General features: G+C 69.0%; 15 protein-coding genes. 13 read left to right on the top strand and 2 right to left on the bottom strand.

What is annotated here, in order from left to right; genetic code table 11:
* Positions 1–226, bottom strand: a 226-nt coding sequence (locus DEIPI_RS34760; protein ID WP_045235232.1) for a hypothetical protein, incomplete at its 3' end; no start/stop codon positions are given.
* A 150-nt stretch (positions 227–376) separates the two neighbouring features.
* Complete coding sequence (locus DEIPI_RS34765; RefSeq protein WP_052352036.1) at positions 377–2,830, bottom strand: AAA family ATPase; 2,454 nt, start codon at positions 2,828–2,830, stop codon at positions 377–379.
* A 577-nt stretch (positions 2,831–3,407) separates the two neighbouring features.
* On the opposite strand from DEIPI_RS34765, the gene DEIPI_RS0125930 reads away from it, so the two are divergent.
* From DEIPI_RS0125930 to DEIPI_RS0125990, 13 genes are all read left to right on the top strand, one after another.
* Positions 3,408–4,184 (top strand): WecB/TagA/CpsF family glycosyltransferase, encoded by a 777-nt coding sequence (locus DEIPI_RS0125930; protein ID WP_027483701.1) that lies wholly within the window; start codon positions 3,408–3,410, stop codon positions 4,182–4,184.
* Positions 4,181–5,233 (top strand): GDP-mannose 4,6-dehydratase, encoded by a 1,053-nt coding sequence (gene gmd / locus DEIPI_RS0125935; protein WP_027483702.1) that lies wholly within the window; start codon positions 4,181–4,183, stop codon positions 5,231–5,233. Before DEIPI_RS0125930 ends, gmd begins: the two co-directional genes overlap by 4 nt.
* Before the next feature lie 53 nt (positions 5,234–5,286).
* Positions 5,287–6,243 carry a GDP-L-fucose synthase family protein gene (locus DEIPI_RS0125940; protein ID WP_281173270.1) on the top strand — a complete coding sequence of 319 codons (957 nt, stop codon included), beginning with the start codon at positions 5,287–5,289 and terminating at the stop codon, positions 6,241–6,243.
* Positions 6,244–6,406: 163 nt separating this feature from the next.
* Entirely contained in the window at positions 6,407–7,351 is a 945-nt protein-coding gene (locus tag DEIPI_RS0125945; protein ID WP_027483704.1) for an NAD-dependent epimerase/dehydratase family protein, read from the top strand.
* A 164-nt stretch (positions 7,352–7,515) separates the two neighbouring features.
* Entirely contained in the window at positions 7,516–8,913 is a 1,398-nt protein-coding gene (locus tag DEIPI_RS0125950) for a UDP-glucose dehydrogenase family protein (protein ID WP_027483705.1), read from the top strand.
* The gene (locus DEIPI_RS0125955; protein WP_027483706.1) at positions 8,910–9,878 is read left to right on the top strand and encodes a UDP-glucuronic acid decarboxylase family protein; all 969 of its coding nucleotides are present in this window, start codon (positions 8,910–8,912) and stop codon (positions 9,876–9,878) included. Before DEIPI_RS0125950 ends, DEIPI_RS0125955 begins: the two co-directional genes overlap by 4 nt.
* Positions 9,879–9,882: 4 nt before the next feature.
* Positions 9,883–10,902, top strand: a complete 1,020-nt coding sequence (locus tag DEIPI_RS34770; RefSeq protein WP_045235233.1) for a glycosyltransferase family 2 protein — start codon at positions 9,883–9,885, stop codon at positions 10,900–10,902.
* 143 nt (positions 10,903–11,045) lie between these two features.
* Positions 11,046–12,539: a lipopolysaccharide biosynthesis protein gene (locus DEIPI_RS0125965; protein ID WP_027483707.1), complete on the top strand. Its 1,494-nt coding sequence runs from the start codon at positions 11,046–11,048 to the stop codon at positions 12,537–12,539.
* A 194-nt stretch (positions 12,540–12,733) separates the two neighbouring features.
* Positions 12,734–13,369 carry an alginate O-acetyltransferase AlgF gene (locus tag DEIPI_RS0125970; protein WP_084475004.1) on the top strand — a complete coding sequence of 212 codons (636 nt, stop codon included), beginning with the start codon at positions 12,734–12,736 and terminating at the stop codon, positions 13,367–13,369.
* Between the two features lie 4 nt (positions 13,370–13,373).
* A complete protein-coding gene (locus tag DEIPI_RS0125975) occupies positions 13,374–14,789 on the top strand; it encodes an MBOAT family O-acyltransferase (protein ID WP_027483709.1) in 1,416 nt (471 codons plus the stop codon).
* Positions 14,790–14,798: 9 nt separating this feature from the next.
* On the top strand, positions 14,799–15,902 hold the full coding sequence (locus DEIPI_RS34775) for an alginate O-acetyltransferase AlgX-related protein (protein ID WP_052352037.1): 1,104 nt from the start codon (positions 14,799–14,801) through the stop codon (positions 15,900–15,902).
* A 46-nt stretch (positions 15,903–15,948) separates the two neighbouring features.
* Positions 15,949–17,235: an alginate O-acetyltransferase AlgX-related protein gene (locus DEIPI_RS0125985; RefSeq protein WP_027483710.1), complete on the top strand. Its 1,287-nt coding sequence runs from the start codon at positions 15,949–15,951 to the stop codon at positions 17,233–17,235.
* Positions 17,232–18,542: an alginate O-acetyltransferase AlgX-related protein gene (locus tag DEIPI_RS0125990; protein WP_169737224.1), complete on the top strand. Its 1,311-nt coding sequence runs from the start codon at positions 17,232–17,234 to the stop codon at positions 18,540–18,542. The genes DEIPI_RS0125985 and DEIPI_RS0125990 overlap by 4 nt, the downstream gene beginning before the upstream one ends.
* Positions 18,543–18,549: the final 7 nt, after the last annotated feature.

The following is an 18,549-nucleotide window of genomic DNA, read 5'->3' on the forward strand; positions in this document are numbered from 1 at the left end:
CGGTGGGGCTGGTCCAGGTGGGCCAGGGGGTGGGGGTGGCGTAGGGGTTGCTGGGGTCGATCTGCGCGGGTGCGCTCCACGGGTAGCTCCGACCCCCCGCGTACGGGTTCTTTCCTTCACCCGGCTGAGGCGTGGAGGTCGGTGAGTTGCAGCTCCATAACGTCAGACCCAGGGCGAGGCCCAGGGCGAGGCGCCGGGCGCCATGAAAGCGGTACGGATCGACCATGACTCGTCCTTTCCCTTTCTGGGAGGAAGATGACGTGAATTGACCTGCCGTGAGGAGGTCACTCATTGTTCGCCGATCGGCGCTAACGCAACGTCTCGGGCGGTCCGCCGTTCACGCGGACCGCCCGGGACGTTCGCCGTCGTGGGCGCTTCAGTTCACGCTGTGCTCGCGGCCTCGGGTGAGCAGTGGCCGTTCGGTCCACGCGGAGGCCTCGCGGTGCCGTTCACGTTCGGTGGGCACGCCCTGCGGCGCGCCGAACGTGAGCAGTTCGTGTTCGCCCCAGCGGAGGCTCGCGATGGTCAGGGCGACGTCGAGGGCGCGCACGTCGAGTTCCAGGGTGCGTGCGGCGAGTTCCTCGGGGGTGAGGCGCAGCCGGTACTCCATCCAGTACCCGAGTCCGGCGTCGTCGTGGACGTGGTGCGTGAGTCCGTCCTCGACGTACGTGGGTGTGGGTTCGGGCGTGAGGACGTGCGCGGTGCCCGCGTTGGCGGCGCGCAGGCGCAGGGGGAAGGGCGCGAGGTCCGGCGCGAGTTCCCGTCCGTCGCCGTACACGTCGAGCCGCCAGTGGAGGGTGAGTTCGGCGTCGGGGTCGTTGACGGCCGGGAGGGTGAAGCGGAGCGTGAGGGTGTCCGGGTGGCCGTAGCGGCCCTCGCTGCGGATGCCGAGCCAGGTGCCCTCCTCGGTCGCGACGAGGTAGCCGGCGTGCTGCGCGGGCGGGCGCGGGACGCTCTGTCCACGCGCGGGTTCGGGAGCGACGCCGCGTGTAGGGCGGGTGGTCGTGCCCGGGCAGACGCGGGCGAGCGGATGGTCGGCGGGCAGGGCGTCGCGGTGGCGGCGGCGCAGCGTCTCGGCGAGGTCGCGCAGACCGGCGCGTTCCGCGTAGTACCCGGCGATGCCGGGTGCGTCCTGCGCGAGGACGTCGGCGAGGCGGGCGCGCAGCGCCTGACGGGTGAACTGGGGCAGGCGACCGCTCAGGGTGACGCGCAGGCCCTCGTTGACGAAGCGGTAGCCGGGCCGTTCGACGAGCGGGGGTTCCTCGTCCAGGGCGGGCCAGCGGAGCGCGCCGACGGCGCCGGCTTCGACGAGGATACGGCGGGCGAGCGCGTCCTCCATGAGGCGGTCGACGGTCCGGTGGTCGTGCTGCGCGAGCAGGGCGTGCGCGACGTCGCGGTCGAAGCGTCCGGCGACGACGCTGAGGGCGCTCATGGCGTCGTGGAGGGCGGCGGGCCACGTCTCGGTCTCGGCGTCGTAGCGCTCGCGGACGGCGGGAGGGATGTGGGCGCTGGTGACGTGACGCAGGTCGCCCTGCTCCAGCAGGCTCAGGACACGCAGGGGGTTGCCGCCACTGCTCTGGAGGAGGCGCGTCGCGTACGTCTGGAGACGCCGGGCGGGCTCGAAGGGAAATTCCTGCTCCAGGGCGCGCTGGACGCTCTGCTGCGTGAGGGGCGGCAGCGCGAGGTCGAGGCAGGCGGCGCGGTCGAGGCCGCGCGTGAGGACGCGGGTGAGGGGCGCCTGGGTGGGAAGTTCGCGGCTGAGCAGGACGAACATGCGTTCCGCCGACGCGGGGACGCGCAGGAGGTAGTCGAGCAGGGGCGCGGCCTCCTGCGGCGCGTGGTGCGCGTGGTCGACGACGACGAGCACGGGCTTCGCGAGTCGTGAGAGGGCCACGCCGATCTTGACGACGTCCTCGTCGAGGGTGGAGGGGTGCAGCAGGACGCGTCCGAGGGCCTCGGCGCAGTCGGCGTCGCTGACGGGCAGCAGGGCCTGCGCGAGCGTGGCGAGCATCAGACGTCCTGAGCTGCTGTGCGCGACGCGGACGGTGAGGCCGTCGACGCGGCGGGCGAGCCGTTCGGTGAGGTAGGTCTTGCCACTGCCGGGCTCGCCGTGCAGCACGACGAGCTGCGGCACCTCGCGGGCGCGTTCGAGTCTGTGCAGGAGGGCCTGCTCCTCGAGGGGACGCTCGAAGTGCGGGACGCCGGGTCGGGGGCCGCGCGGCGCGAGGGACGTGACGGGAGCGGGCGTCTCGGTGCGTTCGGGTTCGAGGGGCGCGTCGTCCATCTCGGCGTCGGCGGGGTTCTCGAAGCCGAGGGCTTCGGCGCGCGCGGCGATCATGCGGGTCGCCCAGACATGGTTCTCGCGCGCGAAGCGCCAGTAGGCCTTGCGCAGGCACTGCTCGACCTGCTGGCTGAGCATCCAGCGCTGCTGCTCCACCCATTCCTGGAAGGTGGCGTTGCCGAGGTCCTCGAGGCCGCTGAGGGGCAGGCCACGCAGGGTGGTGAGCCACGAGGAGAGCTCGACCTCGTTCATGTCGTGCGAGAGTCGGTCGCGCCAGACCTCGAAGTCGGTGACGACGTTCTCGAGGTAGAGCAGCTGGCGGCTGGCCGGGAAGATGTTGAGGCCGGCGGAGCGGATGCGCGCGAGTTCCACGCGGAGGTTCTTGCGGGCCTCGGCGGTGTTCCAGAGCAGGTCCGCGAGACGCTCGCGGTGCTGGGGCACCTTTTCGAGGGCGAGGTACGCGATGAGCGCGACGGCCTTGGCCGAGATGGGGAAGGTCCGTCCGTGCAGGGTGACGTGTGCATGACCGAGCAGATGAATGGTCAACATGGGCTGCCTCCGTTTTGATCAGGCATCGCCGGTAGAAGTCGGGAAGGGAAGTAAGTCGGGGTTGAGATGTTGTATGTACGACCGACGTTGAAAATGGTGCAACACGGTCCGGTGAGTGACCTGCCAATAGCGTAGCAGGGACGTTAAAGCATAGTGCTTCCTGTGAAGTAACCGTTAAATGACCCATAAAAACATGAGAATTTACTCTGGACCCCACGAGGAGCGGTCAGTTCCCCGTCAGATTGGCGTCAGGTTCGGAGGCGCGCGGCGACGCGAAATCGGCATCCGGAAGGCATGAACTCGACGGAAACGGCTCGTCTTCATCTGACAGTCCGTCCGTTTCGGTCGGTGAAGTCCGGACCGACGAGACCCAGGGCTGTCCCGTGAGAGGCGACGGACGTTAGCGTGCCCGTAACGCCGTGCGAGGCACGATGACCACACCCGAGCGAGTCGGGCGGCGGTCGCCGTGCGTCCCTTCCCCGTCCTCCTCGGACATGCAGCCTTCAACGTCAAGGAGTTCATTGATGACCCCGATCATGCACGACCTATCACACCGCGTCAGCGTCCGGAGGGCCGAATGACCCTCGCGGAACGTCACATCGTGGGCATGCGGACGCACGCGACCAGCTACCAGGACGCCACGCGCCGCATCACCGACTGGGCCCGTCAGGCCCGCGGACGCTACGTCTGCATCGCCAACGTCCACATGGTCATGGAAGCCCACGACGACCCCAAGTTCTCCCGCGTCGTCAACCATGCCGACCTCGTCACCCCCGACGGCATGCCCCTCGTCTGGGCCCTCAGGGGCCTCGGCGTCAGGGACGCCAGCCGCGTCTACGGCCCCACCCTCACCCTCCACGTCTGCGAGGCCGCCGCCCGCGAGGGTCTCCCCATCGCCCTGTACGGCGGCACCCCCGAGAGCCTCGAGACCTTCACCACCTTCCTGCAGCGCCGCTTCCCCGGTATCGAGATCGCCGCGCGCATCGCCCCGCCCTTCCGGCCCCTCACCCCCGAGGAGGACGAGGCCTACACCCGTGAACTCGCCGAGTCCGGCGCGCGCATCCTCTTCGTCGGCATCGGCTGCCCCAAGCAGGAGAAGTGGATGGCCGAGCACGTGAGCCGCATTCCCGCCGTGATGCTCGGCGTGGGCGCCGCCTTCGACTTCCACTCCGGCCGCGTCCGTCAGGCGCCCTCGGTCCTGCAGAAGGTCGGCCTGGAATGGGCGTTCCGGCTCCTGATGGAGCCCCGCCGACTCTGGAAACGCTACGCCAAGCACAACCCCCGCTTCGTCGCCCTGATGGCCATGCAGGTCCTCGGGCTCCGCACCACGCACAACAGGGAGAACTCCGCATGACCACCAAGAAGGCACTGATCACCGGCATCACCGGGCAGGACGGCAGCTACCTCACCGAACTGCTCCTCGACAAGGGCTACGAGGTCCACGGCATCATCCGCCGCGCCAGCAGCTTCAACACCGACCGCATCGACCACCTCTACCAGGACCCCCACCAACAGGACGCCCGCCTCTTCCTCCACTACGGCGACCTCAGCGACAGCTCCGCCCTCCGCACCCTCATCGAGAAACTCCAGCCTCACGAGATCTACAACCTCGGCGCCCAATCCCACGTCAAGGTCAGCTACGACCAGGCCGAATACACCGCCGACATCACCGGCCTCGGCACCCTGCGCCTCCTCGAAGCCATCCGCGACCTCCGCGAGCGCACCGGTCATCACACCCGCTACTACCAGGCCAGCAGCAGCGAGATGTTCGGCGCCGCCAAGCCCCCCCAGGGCCTGAGCACGCCCTTCCACCCCCGCAGTCCCTACGCCGTCGCCAAGGTCTACAGCTACTGGCAGACGGTCAACCACCGCGAAGCCTACGACCTGTACGCCTGCAACGGCATCCTGTTCAACCACGAAAGCCCGAGGCGTGGCGAGACCTTCGTGACGCGCAAGATCACCCGCGCCGTCGGCCGCATCAAGATGGGCCTCCAGCACAAGCTGTACCTGGGCAACCTGGACGCCAAACGCGACTGGGGGCACGCGCGCGACTACGTCGAGGCGATGTGGTTGATGCTGCAGCAGGACGCGCCGCGCGATTACGTGATCGCGACGGGTGAGGCGTACAGCGTGCGTGAGTTCGCGCAGCGCGCCTTCGCGCTGGTGGGACTGGACGCCGAGGCGTACATCGAGGTGGACCCGCGGTACTTCCGCCCGGCGGAGGTGGACTACCTGCTCGGGGACATGCAGGAAACGCGCGAGCAGCTGGGGTGGAGCCCGAAGACCAGCTTCGAGACGCTGGTCAAGGAGATGGTGGAGCACGACCTGGAGCTGGCGCGTCAGGAGAAGACGCTGATCGACGCGGGGCATCAGATCGCCCTCAAGGGCGTCGGAGCGCACTGAGCCGCCATGACGCCGACGGCACACCCAGCGCAGCAGGAACGGAGGGCGGAGCGATGCCCGTGATGAACAAGGACGCGAGGATCTACGTGGCCGGCCACCGAGGCATGGTCGGCAGCGCCCTCGTGCGGCGCCTCGAACAGGACGGCCATACGAACCTGATCACCCGCACCAGCCGTGAGCTGGACCTGCGGGATCAGGCGGCGGTCCGCGCGTTCTTCCAGGAGGAACGACCCCAGTTCGTGTTCCTCGCCGCCGCGAAGGTCGGTGGGATTCTGGCGAACAGCACCCTCCCGGCGCAGTTTCTGTACGACAACCTGATGATCGCCGCCAACGTCATCCACGCCGCGCACGAGCAGGGCGTGACCAAGCTGCTCAACCTCGGCTCGTCGTGCATCTACCCGCGTCTGGCGCCGCAGCCGCTGACCGAGGACGCCCTGCTGACGGGCCCGCTGGAGGAGACGAACCGCGCGTACGCGATCGCCAAGATCGCCGCGATCGAGTTGTGCGACAGCTACCGCAGGCAGTACGGGCGTGACTTCGTCAGCGCGATGCCGACGAACCTGTACGGACCGGAGGACAACTTCGACCTGCACGGCTCGCATGTGCTGCCGGCGTTGATGCGCAAGATGGTCGAGGCGAAGGAGCGCGGCGCCCCCTCGGTGGAGATCTGGGGGTCAGGGACGCCGCTGCGGGAGTTTCTGTTCGTGGACGACCTGGCGGACGCGTGCGTGTTCATCATGCGTGAGGTCTCGGAGGCGGGACCGATCAACGTGGGCACGGGCGTGGACCTGAGCATTCGGGCGCTGGCGGAATTGATCGCGGAAGTGGTGGGGTTCCGGGGGGAGCTGGTGTTCGACGCGGGCAAACCGGACGGGACGCCGAGGAAGCTGATGGACGTGTCGCGCCTCTCGAAGCTGGGGTGGAGCGCGCGGGTGGAGTTGCGTGAGGGCATCGAGCGGACGCTGGCGTGGTACGAGCGCCAACGTCAGCAGGGCCTGGTGAGGAGCTAGCCTTGAGAACGGTCGCCAGCAACCACGCCGCCCGTCGGGCGACGGACAGGACTCACGTCGCACCTCGCGGCCGCGGCGGGCGGGACACGCGCGACGTGCGGACCTCGGGACGTGGCCGGGACTGGCGCCGTGTGCACGCCCGACCGCTCGGGGGGAGGGCCTCGTGAGGCTGCCCCTCGACGCCAAGATCTACGTCACGGGTCACGCCGACCTCGTCGGGGGCGCCGTCGTCCGGCAGTTGCGGCGGCTCGGTTACGACAACATCGTCACGTTCGACGAGCGTCACTTCGACCTGCGCGATCAGGACACCGTCAACGCGTTCTTCGAGCGCGAACTGCCCGACTACGTCATCCTCTCCTCCACGAAGGTGAGCGGCGTCGTGGGGGACGCGATCTACCCGGCGCAGTGGCTGCGGGACAACATCATGATCGCCACGAACGTCATCCACGCGTCATATCTGTACGAGGTGGAACGGCTGCTCAACCTCGACTGCGGGCACGCACTGCTCGGCCTGACGCTGCCGTCCCTGCGTCCCGAGCCGTACCGCGCGGAGCTCCTGGAGGAGACGGGCCGGGCGTGTTCCGTGGCGCGTTCCGTCACGGTGGAGCTGTGCGACAGCTACCGCACCCAGTACGGCTGCGACTTCAAGAGCGCCGTCGTGTCCGCCCTGTACGGTCCCGAGGTGGACGTCGAGAACGCGAACGGGCACTTCATCGCGTCCCTCGTCGACGAGCTGCTCGCCGCGAAGGAGACGGGCGCGTCCGCCGTGACGTTGCCCGTCGATCCCGAAACGACGGTCGGTCTGGTGTACGTCGACGATCTCGCCGACGCCTGCCTGTACACGATGGAGCGCGAATCCGAGGCGGGCGCCGTCGACCTCGGCCCGCCCGTACCGCCGACGCTGTGCGAGGTGGCGAGCGGGATCCGGCTGGCCGTCGGCTACGCGGGAACGATCGACTTCTCGGGCTCCACCGCCCGTCCCGCGGGACGGGCGGGACTCGACACCCTCCGGCAGAGCGGCTGGACCGAGCGGACGCCGCTGCACGACGGCCTCGACCGGACCTGCGACTGGTACGCGCGCCGCAGATCCCTCACGGCGCAACGTTGATGGAGGCGGGCTCTCCTCATGAGCCCGCCCTGCCACGAGATGGGTCCTTCGTGGCGTACGTTCACGAATTCTTCGCTTTTATCTTTTTTTAGCGGCCCGATTTTTAAGATACGCGCGTTGATACGCGACTCCCTGCATCTTATTGGGAGTTTCAGGAGGAAGCCATGAAACCAATCCAGTCCTTGAACGTCGCCGTCGTCGGCACGGGATACGTCGGACTCGGCACCGCCGTGATGCTCGCGTACCTCGGCCATCACGTCACCGGCATCGACGTCGATCAGAACAAGATTGACATGCTCACCCGCGGCGAGCTCCCCATCTACGAGCCCGGCCTCGACCAGCTCCTCGTCGACAGCCGTGACCGCCTCACCTGGACCACCGACTACGCGGGCGCCATCCCCGAGGCGGACGTCATCTTCATCTGCGTCGGCACGCCCCCGCTGCCCAGCGGCCAGCCTGACCTGCGCTACGTCGCGAAGGCCGCGCAGAGCGTCGCGGAGAACCTCAACGGCAAACTGCAGGTCGTCGTGAACAAGAGCACCGTGCCGGTCGGCACGGGCGACTGGGTGGCGCGCATCATCGAGGAGCACGCCGTCGACTCGCACGCCAACCGCTACGTCGTGGTGAGCAACCCGGAGTTCCTGCGCGAGGGCACCGCCCTGCACGACAGCCTCTACCCGGACCGCATCGTCCTCGGCAGCGAGGACCCGCGCGGCACCGCCCGCCTGTCGGAGCTGTACGCGCCCCTGCTCGAGCAGTCCTTCGACGCGCCCGCGTACGTGCCGCGCCCCTCGGGGTACACGCGGCCCGAACTCGTCACGACCGGCCTGTCGAGCGCCGAGATGATCAAGTACGCCGCGAACGCCTTCCTGGCCCTCAAGATCAGCTTCGCCAACGAGATCGCCGGGCTGTGCGAGCGGGTCGACGCGGACATCCAGGAGGTCACGCGCGGCATCGGCTGCGACTCGCGGATCGGGCCGCGCTTCCTCGCGGCCGGAGCGGGCTGGGGCGGCTCGTGCTTCGGGAAGGACACCAGCGCGCTGATCAGCACGGGTGAGGAGTACGGCTACAGCATGCCGATCCTGCGCGCCGCCGTGGAGATCAACCAGCGTCAGCGGCACCTGGTGATCAGCAAGCTCCAGCAGCACCTGCACCGCCTCAAGGGCAAGCGGATCGCGGTGCTCGGCATGGCGTTCAAGCCGAACACCGACGACCTGCGCGACGCGCCCGCGCATGACTGCATCGAGCGGCTCACGCAGCTGGGCGCGACCGTCTGCGCGCACGATCCCATCGCGATGGAGCGCGCCCGGCGGGAGTGGAGCCACCTGAGCTACACCGAGGCGGAGTCGGTGGAGGCGGCCGTGCGTGGCGCGGACGCGGTGCTGGTGATGACGGAATGGGACGAGTACCGGAACCTCGACTGGGATCGTCTGATGCGCGGCATGCGCCGCCCGCTGATCATCGACGCGCGTGGCGTGGTCCGCGACGTTCCGGAGTTCGGCGAGGTCGAGCAGATCGGCCGCAAGCCGCGCGCGAAGCGGACGGCGGAGGTGACGGCGTGAGGATCCTGATCACGGGAAGCGCCGGATTCGTCGGCAGCCACCTGGTGGAGCGCTTCCTGCGCGACGGCCACACCGTCGTCGGGCTGGACAACTACCTCAGCGGCCAGCGCCGCAACACGGAGCTGTTCCTCGCGCACCCCAACTTCCGCTTCATCGAGGCCGACGTCAGCCGTCACCTCCCCTACGACGGCGAGCGGCTCGACTGGGTCCTGCACTTCGCCAGCCCCGCCAGTCCCCCCCACTACCAGCAGTACCCCATCGAGACCCTGATGGTCGGCGCGCAGGGCACCCAGCACGCCCTCGACCTCGCGAGTCAGCACGGCGCGGGCTTCCTGCTCGCCTCCACCTCGGAGGTCTACGGGGATCCCCTCGTGCACCCCCAGCCCGAAAGCTACTGGGGGCACGTCAACCCCAACGGCGTGCGCTCGTGCTACGACGAGGCCAAACGCTACGCCGAGGCGATCACCATGGCCTACCACCGCGACCGAGGGGTGGACACCCGCATCATCCGCATCTTCAACACGTACGGTCCGAGGATGCGGCACGACGACGGGCGGGTCGTGACGAACTTCATTCATCAGGCGCTGCGCGGCGAGGCGCTGACCATTCACGGGGACGGCTCGCAGACCCGGTCGTTCCAGTTCGTGGACGACCTGGTCGAGGGGATCGTGCGACTGATGGGCGTGAGGTATCACGAGCCGGTGAATCTGGGCAACCCGGACGAGTACACGATCGTGCAGTTCGCGCACCTCATCCGCGACCTGATCGATCCGTCGCTGGACGTGACCTTCGAGGCGGCCGCGCAGGACGACCCGAAGCAGCGCAAACCGGACATCGCGCGGGCGCGTGATCTGCTGGGCTGGACGCCGCGCGTCAGCCTCATCGAGGGCCTGAGCCGCACCGTCGAGGACTTCCGCGCCGACTCGAAGGTTCCTCTCCTGTTCTCCACCACGACGAGCGGGTGAGGGGATGAGCGAGACTTCCGGGCAACCCGTCGTCTCCGTGGTCATCCCGACCCTTCGTCGTCCCGAACTGCTCGTCCGGAGGGCTCTGCGCAGCGCGCTGTCCCAGACGCTCGCGAACATCGAGGTCGTCGTGGTGATCGACGGTCCCGATCCCGACACCGCGGCCGCCCTCGAAAGGATCGAGGACGACCGCCTGCGCGTCGTCGCGCTGCCCGAGAACGTCGGGGGGTCCGAGGCCCGCAACGTCGGCGTGCGCGCCGCACGCAGCGAGTGGATCGCCCTGCTCGACGACGACGACGAGTGGTTTCCGACCAAGCTCGAACGGCAGCTGGAGGCGGCGCGGCATTCCGCCAGTCCACTCCCCGTCGTGGTGGGCAGCTGGGTGACCCGCACGCCCCGCGGGGACACGGAGAACCCGCCCCGGTTCCCCGATCCCGGCGAGTCCATAGGTGACTATATGCTCGCGCGCCGCTCCGCCTTCGCGCGGCCCTGCGGCTTCATGAGCTCGGTGATCTTCACGCGGCGCCAGCTGCTGCTCGACGTTCCCTTCACCAAGGGCCTGCCGAAGCAGCAGGACTGGGACTGGGTGCTTCGCGCCGCCGCGCACGAGGGTGTCGGCTTCGAGTTCGTGAGCGGCACGACGGCCGTCTGGTACTTCGAGGAGGCGCGCGAGCACATGAGCCGTCATCTGGACTGGCGTGCCGGGCTGACCTGGGCTCAGGAGATGCTTCGCGGCGGCTTCATGTCCGAACGCGCCTACGTGGGCTTCATCAACTCGCACCTCGCGCCCTACGCGCAGAAGGCGGCGGACCGATCGGCCATGCTGCCCCTGCTCTCCGAACTGCTCGGGCACCGGCCGCGCCCCTTCGAGGTCGGCCGCTTCCTGAGCACCTGGATGCTGCCGCTCGAATCCCGCAGGCGTCTGCGCGCCGCCTTCGACCGTTCGCGCCGCGATCCCGGCCCGGCGTCCCGCCCGGTCTCACGGGCCGACTCCGTCCGCGCCGTGGAGTCCAAGGACCACTGACCGGGCGCTTCCCGCGCCCACCCTCTTCCAGGCCGAGCCTGACGTTCCCCTTCGAGGCCCCTCAACATGCAAGTCTGTCAAGCACGGCAATGCAAGGTACTCACGGCGGTCATGAAGGTGACCGGGCAACGCGACGACCGGTCATGACGACCCTCAAAGACCGGACCTTCCACGCGTTGAAGTGGAGTTACCTCTCCTTCTTCACCAACCTGTTGCTGCAACCGCTCTTCTCGGCCCTGCTGGCCCGCCTGCTGGGACCCAAGGAGTTCGGCGTGGTCGCGGCGGCCACGGTGCTGTACTCCGCCGGGTACTTCCTCGCGGATCTCGGCGTCGGCGTGGCGCTCGTGCAGAAGAAAACCCTCACGAACGAGAACGTCCGCGCGGCCTTCACGGCGTCCGTGGTGCTCGGTCTGCTCTCCACCGCGCTCGCCTGGGTGATCGCGCCGCTCGCCGGACCCTACTTCGAGGACCCGGCGGTCGTGCCGGTGGCGCGCGCCTACGCGGCGTCGTACATCCTCTCCACCCTCGTGATCGTCTCGACGAGCCTGCTGCGGCGCGCGCTCCGCTTCAAGCCGATCATGATTGCCGAGGTGTCGTCGTACGTGCTGGGCATCGGCGTCACCAGCGTGGGCATGGCGTACCTGGGCTTCGGCGCGTTCAGCCTGCCGATCGGCGTGGCGGTGCAGTACGTCGTGCAGCTCGTCGTGACGTACGCCTTCGCGCGGCACTCGCTGCGGCCCATCTTCCGCTGGTCCGCGTACCGGGACCTCTTCGGCTTCGGCAGCCGCGCGACGCTCGTGACCTTTCTGGAGTTCCTCAGCTCGAACATCGACACGCTGATGATCGGGCGGCTGTACGACTCGGCCACGCTGGGCCTGTACAACCGCGCCTACAACACGGTCTGCATGCCGCTCCTGGGGCTCGCGCGCAACTTCACCCGGGTGCTCGCGCCCTCGTTCGGGCAGGTGCAGGACGACCAGGCCAAGCTGCGGACCGGGTACCTCACGGGCCTGCAGGCGCTGTCGCTGGTGCTGTTCACCCTGGCCTTCGGCGTGCTGGTGTGCGCGCCGGAGATCGTCCACGTGCTGCTCGGCGACAAGTTCGCGGCGGCGGTGCCGGTGATGCAGGTGCTCGCGCTGTTCATTCCCTTCCCGGTGCTGAGCAACCTCGCGGCGGTCCTCGCAGAGGCCACGGCGCGGCTCAACGTCAAGATCGCCGTGCAGACGGTGTATCTCGCTGTGCTGGCCGCGGCGTTCTGGGGCGCGCACCGCGCCGGGCTGGGTCTGGCGGGCTTCGCGCTCGCACTGTTCGTGGTGGGCGTGATGCGCGACGTCGCGTACGCGTTCGTGGCGCGCGGCATCATCGGCGGTCACGGCGGCGCGATCCTCCGGGCGCACCTCGAAGGGCTGGCGGCGGGATTGCTGACGGGTGTGGCGCTGCTGGCAGCCGTGTGGCCGCTGCGCTCGTCGGGGGTGTCTCCCTTCGTGATCATCGCGGTCGAACTCGTCGTCGGCGGCGGCGCGATGCTGCTCGTCACGCTGTACGGCCCGAGCGCGGAACTGCGCGTTCTGTCCCGCAAACTCCTGCGTGCCGTGACGGACCGGCTGAAGCGGACACGCGACGCGGTCCGTTCCTGAGAGGTTTCTCACACAGTTAGCGAGGTCTTAACGCCCTCCCGCGCATCATGGGCACGATCCATCCAACCCGGCGCGTGAACCCGATGAGGGCTGCCGCGCGCCGGAACCGACCACCTCCCCTGTGCGTCTCCCCCTCCGCGCACGCCGTCTCAAGGTCGGAAGCTCGATGGTTCGCCAGGGAGGCACAGGACCGCATGCAACGACACAAGGTACTCGTAATCCTCGCCCTCGCCTCGATCGCGGGAGCACAGAGCGGGCTGGAGCAGCTCTACGATCCCGCCCCACCGCCCAACAGCGCCTTCGTACGCGTCGTGAACGGCACGGCGGACGCGCTCGACGTGCCGCTCGGCACGGTGCGCGCCAGCGCCCGCGCCCGCAACGCGTCCCCGTACGTGGTCGTTCCCCAGGGCGCCGTGACGCTCAAGGTGGGGCGCTCCACCCGAGCCGTGACCGTGGAGGCCGGACGGTTCTACTCGGTGGCGGTGACGGGCAATGCGGACGCGCCCAGGGTGACGCTCCTCACGGACGAAGCGAACGACGACCGCGCCAAGGCGCTCGTGGCGGTCTACAACCTCTCCAAGCTCGCCACCGTGGACTTCAAGACCGCCGACGGCAAGCTCACCGTCGTGGAGGGCGTCACGCCCAACACCACCAAGACGCGCGCCGTGAACGGCGTCAAGGTCGACCTCGCGGTCTTCTCCAAGGCCACGAACCTCGCGACGTTCAAGGACGTGCAGCTCGAACGCGGCGTCGCCTACGCGGTCATCGTGACCGACGCGGGCGGCAAGCCCACCGCCACGTGGGTCCGCAGCGCCACGAAGACGCGGTGAGCGCATGGTCTTCTCCAGCAACGTCTTCCTGTTCCTGTTCCTCCCGGCCTTCCTCGCGGTGTACTACCTGCTGCCGTTCCGGGCGAAGTCCGCGTGGATCCTGGTGGGCAGCTACGTGCTGTACGGCTGGTGGCGCCTGGATTTCCTGTGGCTGCTCGTCGGCATCACCGTGCTCGGGTACGTCTTCGCGCTCGCCATTCACCAGGCGCCCCAGCCGAGGAAGCGCCGACTGCTGACCGCGTCGATCGTGCTGAACCTCGGCGCGCTGGGGTACTTCAAGTACGCGAACTTCGGGGTGGACTCCTTCAACGCGCTCGTCCGCGGCTTCGGCTTCGAGCCGTTCTCGTGGACGCCGGTGCTGCTGCCGATCGGGCTGTCGTTCTTCATCTTCCACGCGATCAGCTACGTCGTGGACGTCTACCGCGAGGAAGAACCGCCGACACGCAACCTGCTGGATTTCGCGGCGTTCATCGCGCTGTTCCCGCACCTCATCGCGGGGCCCGTACTGAAGTACAACCTGCTCGCGGATCAGTTCCGAAGCCGCACGCATTCGTTCGCGAACTTCAGTGACGGCGCGCAGCGCTTCATGGTGGGCTTCGCGAAGAAGGTGCTGATCGCGGACACCCTCGCGCCGCTCGTGACCGCGTCGTTCGCCGCGCCGAACCCCACCCTGGCGGACGCGTGGCTGGGCGCCCTGGCGTACACGCTGCAGCTCTTCTTCGACTTCAGCGGCTACAGCGACATGGCGATCGGGCTGGCGCTCATGATGGGCTTCCGCTTCCCGGAGAACTTCAACCACCCGTACATCAGCCGCTCCATCACGGAGTTCTGGCGGCGCTGGCACATGAGCCTCTCGTCGTGGCTGCGCGAGTACCTGTACATCAGCCTCGGCGGGAACCGACGCGGGCGGGCCCGCACGTACCTGAACCTCTGGCTGACGATGGTGCTCGGTGGGTTGTGGCACGGCGCGAACTGGACCTTCGTGCTGTGGGGCGCGTGGCATGGCAGCATCCTCGCGCTCGAACGCCTGCTGGGCGAGCGCCGGCTGTGGCGTCCGGTCGCGCCGATGCTGGGCGTGGCAGGCACGATGGTGCTCGTCGTCCTCGGCTGGGTGATGTTCCGCGCCGCGAACGTCGCCGAGGCGTTCGGGATCTACCGGGGCATGCTGGGGCTCAACGGCGTGCGGCTCAGCGACGATCTCGCCTGGCAGGTGAGCGGCGTGCAGGTCGTGACGCTCGTGGCGGGCACGCTGCTGGTGTACCTCGCGCCCTTCTGGGGCTCGCTGGCGGCGCGGGCGCGTACGGCGGGCGCCGTGGCGTGGACGAACGCGGCGACGCTGGTGGTGCCGCCCCTGTTCGTGATGAGCGTTCTGAAGCTCAGCGCGCAGTCCTACACGCCCTTCCTCTACTTCCAGTTCTGAGGTGCGCGCATGTCCGAATTCGCGAAAGACACCCTGAGCGCCCCGCGTCCGCGCGGCTCATGGGGCCTGCGGTACCTGCCGGGCGCGTTCCTGCTGGCCTGCGTGACCCTCGGCCTGCCCATGACGTTGTGGCCCGCACCCACCCGTGAGCTTCCACGTGGCCGGGACGTCGTGACGGGCGACTGGGCGAAGGCCTTCGAGACGACCCTCGACCGGAATCTGCCCCTGCGTGAGGCGGGTGTGCGCGTCTGGGCGGAGATCGGGTACGGTCTCTTCCGGGAGGGCCGTCCCGGCGTGCTGGTCGGGCAGGACGGCTGGCTCTACACCAGCGAGGAGTTCCAGCGCCCACCGGACGCCGGGAGGGAACTCGCCCGCAAGGTGGACTACGTGCGGGCCGTGGACCGGCAACTGCGTGCGCGCGGCGTCCGTCTGCTCGTCACGCTCGTGCCCGCCAAGGCGCGCGTGTACCCGGAGCACCTCGGGCGCTACCGCGTGCCCCGGGCCGTCGACGCCGACCTGGGACGTTTCGCAGGCGCGCTGGACCGGGCGGGCGTCGCGAACGTGAACCTCGCCGGACCCTTCCTGGCCGCCAAGACGTCCGGCGCGCTGTTCCTGAGGACCGACACGCACTGGACGCCGCTGGGCGCGCGGGTGGCCGCGCGCGCCGTGGCGGCGGAGACGAGACGTCGCTGGCCCGACCTCGGGCTCGCGCCCGGCGAGTTCCGCACGGCCACCGGGCCCGCCGTGAACCGTGAGGGCGACCTGACGCGCTTCCTGCCGGTCTCGCCTGCGCATCTGCCCGCGCCGGACGTGGTGCGCGCCCCGAAGACCGAGCGGACCGACGCGGGCGGCGGACTCCTCGGCGACCCCGTCATCTCCGCCACGCTCGTCGGGACGAGCTACAGCGCGAACGCCACGTGGAATTTCGACGGGGCGCTGCGTGAGGCGCTTGGCGCGGACGTCGTCAACGAGGCCCGCGAGGGCCAGGGCCCCATGGTGCCGATGCGGAGCTTTCTGCGCGGCAAGGCCGCCACGAACCCGGACCTCAGGTTGGTGATCTGGGAGCTTCCGGAGCGCTTCCTGACCGTCCCGTACCCGAACGCCGGTTCCTGAACCCTGCTCGTGCGCGCTTCGAGGCACGCGACAAGGAGATCCACACATGAAAAGAGTCATCTTCCACTTCGTCGGTCTGATGGCGGCCCTTGGGATCGGCTGCGCGGGCGCGCAGTCCGCCGACACACCCACGCCCTGCGACAAGGCCAGCTACATGATCTTCGGTTCGGGCGGCAACGGCTGGATCTTCGAGCCGTGGGAGTTCGGCGACAACATCGCCCTGCCCGCCGTGGACGAGCTGAAGGTCATGCAGGCCGCGTTCGAGAAACGCGGCGCGCAGCTCGTCATGGTGCCGGTGCCGAGCCGCCCGTCGAAGTACATCTCCAAGATCGACCTGCGGAAGTACCCGAACCTCAAGTTCTCTCCGCAGACGTATCAGACGACCTGGGAGGCGATGATCGACGCGGCGCGGTCCTCGGGTACGTCCGTGGTGAACCTCCTGCCGAACATCCTGTCGTACCAGCCGGGCAGTCGCGGCGAGAGCTTCTTCTACCCGCGTGACCATCACTGGACCACGTCGGGCGCGGAGGTGGCGGCCGGTCAGGTCGCCGCCGAGATCAAGCGCCTGATCGCGGCTCGCGGAATGAAGCTCAAGGCGGAGGACGTCAGCGTGAAGGTCGAGCGGGCGGGCTTCAACTCCGGCTCGTTCGCCGACCGGTACTTCTCCCTGTGCGGCACGAAGTCGGACATCATGCCCGCCTACAAGGCGACGCTCACCGTGAAGGGCGGCGGCCTGCTCGACGACGAGGACGCCGTCGTCGGGGTCTTCGGCGACAGCTTCGGTCTGGCCTCCCCGGACAACAACTTCGCGCCGTTCCTGGAGGCCAAGACGGGACTGCGGACGGTGAATTACTCCCTGCCCGGCGCGGGCTCGTTCGGGTCCCTGACGGGCTACCTGGCGGACCCGAAGTTCGTGGGGAAGCTGCCGAAGTTCGTGGTGGTGCCCTTCCTGGGCAGCATTTCGAGCGATCCGACGGTGTACCGGCAGGTCACGGCGGAACTCGACGGTTGCGCGAAGCCCGCGTCGAAGTTCACGCTCGACGGGACCTCGGACGCGCCCTTCTCGTGGGCGAACGTCCCGGCGCTCGGGCAGCGTGGCGCCGTGCACCTGCACCTCGGGGCGCCCACGCAGAAGGTGGAGCTCACCCTGGGCTACGATGACGGCTCCACCGAGAAGGTGACGCTCAACCGGCCCGGCAACGACTGGTACAAGGGCAACCGGACCGACTTCTACCTCGCGCTCGCGAAGGGCAGGACGCTCAAGACGGTCTCCGTCCGGGCGGACGACAAGCCTGCCAAACTCACGGGCCAGCTGTGCGCGCTCGATTCGTGAACGCACGGGGCACGCTCCCGAGGGGGCGAGCCGTCCTCGCGCTCGCGGCCCTCTCGCTGGGCGGCGCTCACGCGGCGGCGCGAGGCCCGGCGTTGTGCCCTGCCGTCCGGGACCCGGCCCGGCCCGGGTTCATCACCTCGATCGACGATCGGCTGTTCGTCCTGCCGGAGTTCGACTACTACGTGCCCTGGACGTCCGAGGACGCGCGTCACTTGGAGGAGTTCTCCCGGCTGCTCCGGCGGCGCGGTCTGACCCTGGTGGTCGCGCCCGTGCCGTACAAATCGGACCTGTACGTCACGGCGGCGAACAATCCCCTGCCCGGGCGGTTCGATCCGGGCGTGGCGCACACGCGCTACCAGGCACTGCTCGGTGCGTTGAGGAAGGTCGGGATCGCCGTCGTCGACGGTGAGGAGGTCGCGCGCGATCTTCCGGCCGCTCAGGAGTACTACACCAAGCACGACCATCACTGGACAGGTGAGGCGGTCGAGGCGACGGCGACGCGGGTGGCGTCGCTCGCACGTGCGAGCGGCGTCCCGCTGGGCGCGCCCTCCACCGTGAACTTGCGGCCCTTCCGCGAGGCCTACGGCGGTTCGATCGCGGGTGAACTGCAGCGGACGTGCGGGATCACGCTCGATCCGCCGGAGCAGCGGACCTTCTTCGACGTCACCCTCGACGCTCCCGAGGGTCTTCTGGGCGAGGCCCGGCAGGACGTGGTGGTCGTCGGTGACAGCTTCGCCTACTCGTACTTCGGTTTCCCGAAGGTGCTGAGCGCCCGGCTGGCGACGCCGGTGGTGGACGCCTCCATCAACGGCGGCGGATGCTGCTCGGCCCTCACGACGTTCTTCTCCACGAGACGGCTCGGTATGCCCGAGCCGCGTCTGCTGGTGTGGGGCGCGCTCAACCCGAACTTCAGCGCGCGGGCGACGCGGGAGTACAAACCCACCATCTATCAGGCGTACGCGCGTCCCATGGCCGTGGCGAAGGGAACGGCGAGGATCGGGATGTCGGGCGCGGCACGGGCGGCGGTGCGTCTGGCGTCGTCCCTGTCGGTCGGGTCGAGGTACTTCGTGGGCATGCGCTTCGAGGGACCGAAGGTGGAGTCCTTCTCGCTGGACCTGAACTCCGGCGCGGGCAGCGAGCGGGTCGAGTTCTGGCGTCCGTCGAGCGTCACGGCGCCCCGCTACGACACGTCCTTCTTCTACGAGCTCGCGCCGGGGGCCAGGGATCTGCGGGACGTGTCCTTCACGGGCCCCCGGGGCGCGCTGGTCACCGTGACGCTGTACAAGTACGGTGCGGACGCGTTCTAGCATGCAC

Source organism: Deinococcus pimensis DSM 21231 (genome assembly GCF_000519345.1).
In the GTDB taxonomy this organism is placed as follows: Bacteria; Deinococcota; Deinococci; order Deinococcales; family Deinococcaceae; genus Deinococcus_A; species Deinococcus_A pimensis.

Bases quoted from the DNA above. Each gene is read 5' to 3' on its own strand.
- DEIPI_RS0125970 (WP_084475004.1), top strand. From the start codon at position 12,734: ATGCAACGACACAAGGTACTCGTAATCCTCGCCCTCGCCTCGATCGCG.
- DEIPI_RS34765 (WP_052352036.1), bottom strand. From the start codon at position 2,830: ATGTTGACCATTCATCTGCTCGGTCATGCACACGTCACCCTGCACGGA.
- DEIPI_RS0125965 (WP_027483707.1), top strand. From the start codon at position 11,046: ATGACGACCCTCAAAGACCGGACCTTCCACGCGTTGAAGTGGAGTTAC.
- DEIPI_RS34770 (WP_045235233.1), top strand. From the start codon at position 9,883: ATGAGCGAGACTTCCGGGCAACCCGTCGTCTCCGTGGTCATCCCGACC.
- gmd (WP_027483702.1), top strand. From the start codon at position 4,181: ATGACCACCAAGAAGGCACTGATCACCGGCATCACCGGGCAGGACGGC.
- DEIPI_RS0125950 (WP_027483705.1), top strand. From the start codon at position 7,516: ATGAAACCAATCCAGTCCTTGAACGTCGCCGTCGTCGGCACGGGATAC.
- DEIPI_RS0125940 (WP_281173270.1), top strand. From the start codon at position 5,287: ATGCCCGTGATGAACAAGGACGCGAGGATCTACGTGGCCGGCCACCGA.
- DEIPI_RS0125975 (WP_027483709.1), top strand. From the start codon at position 13,374: ATGGTCTTCTCCAGCAACGTCTTCCTGTTCCTGTTCCTCCCGGCCTTC.
- DEIPI_RS0125930 (WP_027483701.1), top strand. From the start codon at position 3,408: ATGACCCTCGCGGAACGTCACATCGTGGGCATGCGGACGCACGCGACC.
- DEIPI_RS34775 (WP_052352037.1), top strand. From the start codon at position 14,799: ATGTCCGAATTCGCGAAAGACACCCTGAGCGCCCCGCGTCCGCGCGGC.
- DEIPI_RS0125985 (WP_027483710.1), top strand. From the start codon at position 15,949: ATGAAAAGAGTCATCTTCCACTTCGTCGGTCTGATGGCGGCCCTTGGG.